The 6213-nt window shown below is 63.0% G+C and carries 6 protein-coding genes and 1 pseudogene; 5 read left to right on the plus strand and 2 right to left on the minus strand.

Annotated features, from left to right (window positions below):
• Positions 1 to 108: 108 nt before the first annotated feature.
• From DM816_RS39545 to DM816_RS39560, 5 genes are all read left to right on the plus strand, one after another.
• The gene (locus DM816_RS39545) at positions 109 to 390 is read left to right on the plus strand and encodes a transposase (protein WP_162908322.1); all 282 of its coding nucleotides are present in this window, start codon (positions 109 to 111) and stop codon (positions 388 to 390) included.
• A complete protein-coding gene (locus DM816_RS43300; RefSeq protein ID WP_162908323.1) occupies positions 387 to 530 on the plus strand; it encodes a hypothetical protein in 144 nt (47 codons plus the stop codon). The genes DM816_RS39545 and DM816_RS43300 overlap by 4 nt, the downstream gene beginning before the upstream one ends.
• Positions 531 to 738: 208 nt before the next feature.
• Positions 739 to 1182: a hypothetical protein gene (locus DM816_RS39550; protein WP_117215601.1), complete on the plus strand. Its 444-nt coding sequence runs from the start codon at positions 739 to 741 to the stop codon at positions 1180 to 1182.
• A 135-nt stretch (positions 1183 to 1317) separates the two neighbouring features.
• On the plus strand, positions 1318 to 2034 hold the full coding sequence (gene istB / locus DM816_RS39555) for an IS21-like element helper ATPase IstB (protein ID WP_117215602.1): 717 nt from the start codon (positions 1318 to 1320) through the stop codon (positions 2032 to 2034).
• A 93-nt stretch (positions 2035 to 2127) separates the two neighbouring features.
• Positions 2128 to 2832 carry a hypothetical protein gene (locus tag DM816_RS39560; protein WP_117215603.1) on the plus strand — a complete coding sequence of 235 codons (705 nt, stop codon included), beginning with the start codon at positions 2128 to 2130 and terminating at the stop codon, positions 2830 to 2832.
• Positions 2833 to 2843: 11 nt separating this feature from the next.
• Here DM816_RS39560 and DM816_RS39565 read toward each other — a convergent pair whose 3' ends face one another.
• Entirely contained in the window at positions 2844 to 5975 is a 3132-nt protein-coding gene (locus tag DM816_RS39565; protein WP_117215604.1) for a KAP family P-loop NTPase fold protein, read from the minus strand.
• A gap of 119 nt (positions 5976 to 6094) precedes the next feature.
• Positions 6095 to 6213, minus strand: a pseudogene (locus tag DM816_RS39570) (IS5 family transposase); the annotation flags it as partial.

A 6213-nucleotide genomic window follows, 5' to 3' on the forward strand; every position in this document is an offset into this window, starting at 1 on the left:
CAGGCCCTGCTTGCGGGTCTCTACGCGCCTCAATCACCAGACGCGTGGCGCGCTCGCGCAACTCGTCCGGGTACTTCTTCGGTGCCGCCATAACAGCCAATCCTCCGGGTGTTCGATGTCTCCATCAAACCCGGGGCGGAACAGATCGTCGAGGTGTGCCGGCGCGGTGACCGTTCGGTCGGTCAGGTCGCCAAGGATTTCGATTTGACCGAGACCGCGGTCCGGGACTGGGTACGCCAGGCAGACCTCGACACGGGCGTGCGTACGGACGGTTTGACCAGCGCGGAGCGTGAGGAACTGACCCGGTTGCGGCGGGAGAACCGGCGCCTTGCCGAGCATGTGGAGATTCTCAAACGGGCCACGGCTTTCTTCGCGAAGGAGACCCGGTGAACGTGTACCCGTTCATCGAGGCGGAAAAGTCGCAGCAGCACAACGTGAAACGCGCCTGTGTGCTGCTCAAGGTCTCCCGCTCCGCCTTCTACGCCGACCGGGCCGCCCCGACCTCGCGCCGGGAACACGACGACGCCTAGTGCGCAGTTCCTCAATCGGGTGTCGTTACAGGTGGTAGGTGAACCTGCGTCGGTAGATGCGTTTTGGGTGGTGGGGGTCGTCCCCAGATCCAGGGTTTGGCTTTGGCGTTGAGCTGCGCGGTGGCTACTTCGGTGGCCACGGCGATGTCGTGGGTGCTGACGAGTTCCTGCCCGGCCAGGCCTTGCCGCCGGAACATGCGCCACCAGGGTGACCCCGGCCGGCATCACCGAGATCGCCCGACATCCCCTGTCCACCCCGGGTAACCCGCGCATCCTCGACGAGCACTACCCCCACCACCCGGGCGGCAACCATCCCCGGCCGCCCCGCCCACGCCCACGGACCAAGGCCGAGACCGACTTTCTGGCCATCGGCGACGGCGCCCACCAGTGGCTCATCGAGGCCGCCGCCACCGGCACCACCCGGGTACGGGCCAAGATGGCCCGCGCGGTCGAGTTCGCCGCGGTCATGGGTGCAGGCAAGGTCGACCAGGCCCTTGGCCTGGCTGCGGCCGCGGGTCGCTTCGACGAACACGACCTCGGCTCGATCCTGGACCACCTCGCCCTGCACGGCGAGGCCGGCGACCTGGTCCGCGCCGACGAGACCCATTCGGCCCAACCCGGAACCAGCTCATGGAAGAGATTCGGCGCATGACCACCACCACCGCAATGGACACCACGACGATCGACACGATGATGGATACGACCGCAGCCAGGCCCCGCAAACCGCCGGGCGTCAACGCCGACCCCGCCGCCCCTTCCCGGCGAGCTGGAAAAGTTGCTGCGCCGTATGCGGTTGCCCTACCTGCGCGCCGCCGCACCCGACGTCATCGCCACCGCCAAGGCGCAACGCTGGGACCCGGCCGAGGTCCTACGAGTGCTGCTCACTGAAGAGGTCATCGGCCGCGACGCTGCCACCAGGCGAATGCGGCGCAAAACCGCCAACTTCCCTGCCGGCAAAACGTTTGCCACCTGGCGGCCCGGCGAGTCGTCGATCCCCGCCCCTACCCAGCAGGCACTGTCCACACTGGAATGGATCGGCCGAGCCGAGAACCTCGCCGTCGCCGGACCCTCCGGCACCGGCAAGTCACACTTCGTAGAAGCGTTGGCGCACACCGCAATCGACGCCGACCTCAAAGTCGCCTGGTTCACCCTGGAAACCCTGACCGCCACCATCGGCCGGGCCAAGGCCGACGCCTCGATCGCCCGCACCGTCGCCCGGATCTGCCGCTGCGACCTGATCGTGGTCGACGACATCGGCATGCTACCCGCAGGCCAGGACGCCGCCGAAGCGTTCTACCGCATCATCGACGCCGCCTACGAACGCCGATCCATCGCCGTCACCAGCAACATCCACCCCTCCGGCTTCGACACCATCATGCCCAAAACCCTTGCCACCGCAACGGTCGACCGGCTCCTCCACCACGCCCACCTGATCACCACCCAGGGCGACTCACACCGACTCCAGCAGGCCCTCGCCGGCAAGGGGGTGAAAGCCCTAACCTAACCCCACCGGAGGTCACCTGGCCACCAGCATGGGATTCTGCTGTCCGCCCACCAGGACGTCACAAGACCATCGGACAGGACTTCGTCCTGACCCTTGACATACGGGATCGGTTACGCGATCCGTAGCGAGGGCTTCACCTCACTCGAAGACATCATCAATGGTCTGAATCTGGAGGCAGGCGAGGCAAGGCAGCTGATGGATCGCCTTCTCCTCATCAATGTTGTGAAGCGCGGTTTTCTCCTGAGCTGCGCGCGTTGCCGGTGGGAAGCGTTCTACCGGATCGAGCACGTGGGACCGACATTCACCTGCCAAGCCTGCGAACACGTCAGCCCACTAACACACGGCCGATGGTACAAAGAGGACCCAGAGCCGCACATCTACTACGCCCTAGACCAGGTCGTCCGCAATCTGCTGAACCAGCACGGCTACTTGCCGATCCTCGCGGCAGCCGAACTAGGCAAAGACGCGCGCTCAGTCCTCTGGACATCGGAATTCAGCGTCGTCACCGATTCCGACTCCATCGAACTAGACCTCTGCCTCATCGTTGACGGCCGCATCATCGTCGGTGAAGCCAAATCAAACGGAATCCTCAAAGCCGAACACGGAACCCAGGAAGCAGCCAAACGACTCGCTGAGGCCGCACACATCTTGACAGCTGACGAAATCGTCCTGGCTACCACCAAAGAGCGCTGGGCTGCCGGCACCGCCACGCTCGTAGCGCAAGCCCTCGACACCCACTGGAAACGCGGGCCCAGGCCTCGCCTTCGTGAACTGCTAAACGTAGGCTCGGACAGCTAACGGGTGAACGTCTACTCTGGCTCGCCTTGAAGATTGGCCGGTTCCGGACTACTCCGTAGGGCGGCGAGCTCCGCTTCGAATCCGCGACGGTTGAGGCTGTTCAACATTCGCGCGACTACAGCAATGGCAAGATCACGCGTACTTTCCTGCTCTACCGAAGCTTCGCCGATCGTCGTCGATGCCGCCAACTGCCGGTATATGTAGAGGCGTTCCTCACTCACTGATATGTTGCCGAGCACGCGAAGGTGAGAAGTGTCGATGACCCGGTCAAGGCCGTTGCGGGACGCGAGCCAGACACCTATCGCTGCCCGCGGTGACACTGGCGGAAGAAGTAATTGAGCCGCCTCCCAAGTTGTCTCGAAGATGCCGAACCCGGCGTGGACGACATTAACCAGCTCGGCAATCTTGAGTGCTGCCGGAGCTGGGATCGGCGAGGTGTCGTTGCGAGTGGCTATGTGCTTTCTGCCGGCATCGCGGTTGAGTAGCGCAAAGCTCACGTCGAGGATCAAGAGCAGGCTGTGGCGAGGAGGGCTGGGCCCGTCGCTGATACCGGTAGTAATGCTGGCCTTCGCGCGCACGGCGACGTTTCCGTTCGGATCGACGATTTCGCTGGTTAAGCTCGTGAAGTCATCGCCTCGGATCTCGGTAACGGTCCACGGCATAACGGCCGCCGCACCGAAGGCCCCCATGTGGGCAGTAAGCCATGGGGTGATCGGGGCGGCCTCCACCAGTTTGATCAATTCGGTTTCGCGTTGGTGTCCGATGATCCGTGAGACCGCTGATTCCCGAACCGGTGGTGGTGTCGCCGAGCCAGGAGTCAGGATTGCCACCCGGACGACAAAGTCGGCGTCGTGGGGCTCTGCACCTCCGAGAGCACCGGCCGGTTGAAAATTCGATAGAGGGTGTGGACTTTCGCTCCTGACCACAGGCAGAGCAACGCTAACGTCAGTCTTCTCTCTGATCTGGTCCGTGTATGCGATGAACCGATTGATGAGTGTGTCGTCTGTCCTGTTCTCGCCTGGATCAGCCAGACCGCTCACCCCATCGAGGAGTGAGGCCAAGGGCACAACATCCAGCATGCGGGAGAATGCCTCGTGTTCGATGGCGGACGTCAAGGCCACCGGCCTTCCGGAGGCCAGGGACGTGAGGGTTGGCATGAACATCCGCAGAAGACGCGCCAGCCGATGACGATCTTTAGTCGCCGCGGAGAGTTGGCGGCTGGCTCGATCCGTGTCGCGCTGGAACATCAGCGCATACATTTCGGGCGCCGTCGCCGAGTTGCTGTCGATGATTGCGTGACTGCGGTCAATGTCTAGAAGCCGGTCGGCGAAAATATCAGCGAGCTGTGCGACTTCTGCGGCGCTCAGCAGCGGGTCGCCTCCGGTTGATTCAGATGCAGCACGCAGCCAGCGCAAAACGAGAGTCGCGAACTCGAAGTCAGGGGAAAGCAGCAGGCGTTCGGCGACCTGCCTGCGCTGCGGACCAGCGGTCCGCAGGATAAGGCGAACGGCCAGTACGGAGGCGCGTGCACGGGGACTGGCTAGGTCCTGTCCATGTGTGAGTGCGGGCAGCTGAGGTGCGGTGTCTGCAACGGCTTCGGCCAGCTCGGCCGCGAATTCTGATCGGATGTATACCATGCGGTCTAGCAGTTTCGCGATCACGATGCCTGGTTGAGCGGTCCGCAGTAGTGAACCGAGCAGTTCGGCAGGATTCGGCGCATTGGTCAATTCGTCGATGTCCGAGTCCGCGACGTCTCCAGCTGGCAGGCCATATGTGAAGAATCGGTCGAAGTAGCGGTCTGTGCAGACGCGCCGCTCATGCACCCAGTACTCGACATCTGACGCGTCGTGATATGTCGTTCCCAAGACTGCGTCGAACTGGGGAAACAAGGTTTGGAGCAGTCCGAGTGCTGGAGTGCTAGGTCCACCGGAGTGGTCCTCGGAGGCAGAGACCAGAAGCTCGCGGAGCACGCCTTCGCGTCCGCCTGCTGACGCTTCATGATTCAGGATGACTTCCTTGCCGCGCGACACCATCTCGAAGGCGGCGGGGTAGAACATGCGAAGCGCCTCGAGCAACACAACATCGACTACGTTCAGCTCGCCGTGATGCGCTGGCACCGCGAACTCGACCGCGTTGAGATATAGCGTGTGGTCGCGGGCCGTGCGGACACATGGAAGGACTGAGGCGTCCAGCGCGGAGACGAGACGCCAGTAGCCCTGTGGGGTCAGACCGGGGCCACCATGTCGTCCCAATAGAAGCTCAAAATCGCGAAGCAGACGCTGCCGGACGATCGCCGGGTCAACTCTGGGCAGCGACAGCGGCAATTGAACCATCTTGTCCAGAAAATCAGAACCCGACTGACCCGGGTACCGGTCGGCCAAGGCCGCAGCAACCTTCACCTGGTCGAACGCGAGGATATAGACCAGGTTGTGGAAGTCCGCAGCGAGCTTCACCGCCCTCAAAATCGATACAATCTCGTCCTTGTCCAGACGATCTATGTCATCGATCATGACAACGATCCGCTTGCCCGACGCACGTAAAGCGTCGTTGAGACGATCGCGATCACGCTCAAGACTTCGTTGCGACAGCAGCCGTCCAGCCGCGGCCAGCCCAGTGCCGATTCCGGCCTGCGCGCCATGGCCAGAAAGAGTCAGTCCACCTGCCGCGCCTCCGGCTACCTGCAACCACTTGCCGATCTTGTCCCTCACGCTGGGCAAGGACGTTGCGAGAGTATCCGCGAGGGTGTCAAACAGGCCCTGGACCAGCAGTTCCTCCGATCCATACCGCCATGGGTTGAACCACACGACCGGGAACCGCTCAGCATCGATGGCTTTCAACTGTGTTTCAACGAACCGTAGCGCCGTGGTCTTCCCAGACCCCCACGGTCCATATACGCCGATGACGAACGCCGATGAGGCCGTGCGGTCCTGAATGACGCCCGCGACTCGCTGCGCAAAGCTCGCGCGACCGAACTCGTCCGCGTCCAGATCAGACAGAGCAAGATCGCTGGAAAAGGTGTCCGTCTCATCGGCCGCGGGTATCGGCCGCGGGCGGCGGCGCCAGAAGAAGGCCATCGTGTGATTCTCGCGCACCCAGTTGACCTTAAACTCGGCGGTGGTGTCGGTGGCGACGGTAGCCGACAAAGATCAGCCTGTCGGTCACCGACTGAACGTCGTCCCACTGTGCAGGTTGTCCAGGCCCGGACGGCATGGCCGCGCTTTGCCGGGCGATCCGCGAACTAGGGCGTGTTTAAGAAGTGGGATCAGAGCCATTCGTTGATGGCGGCGATGTGGACGACGGCTTCGTAGCGCACGGCCAGTTTGTCGAACCTTGTGGCCACCGCCCGGTTTCGCTTTAGCCGGTTGATACCGCATTCCACGG

This window comes from Allorhizocola rhizosphaerae, from assembly GCF_003426775.1.
GTDB classification, from domain to species: domain Bacteria; phylum Actinomycetota; class Actinomycetes; order Mycobacteriales; family Micromonosporaceae; genus Allorhizocola; species Allorhizocola rhizosphaerae.

Coding starts and splice junctions, on each gene's coding strand:
- istB (WP_117215602.1), top strand. CDS start 1,318: ATGCGGTTGCCCTACCTGCGCGCCGCCGCACCCGACGTCATCGCCACC.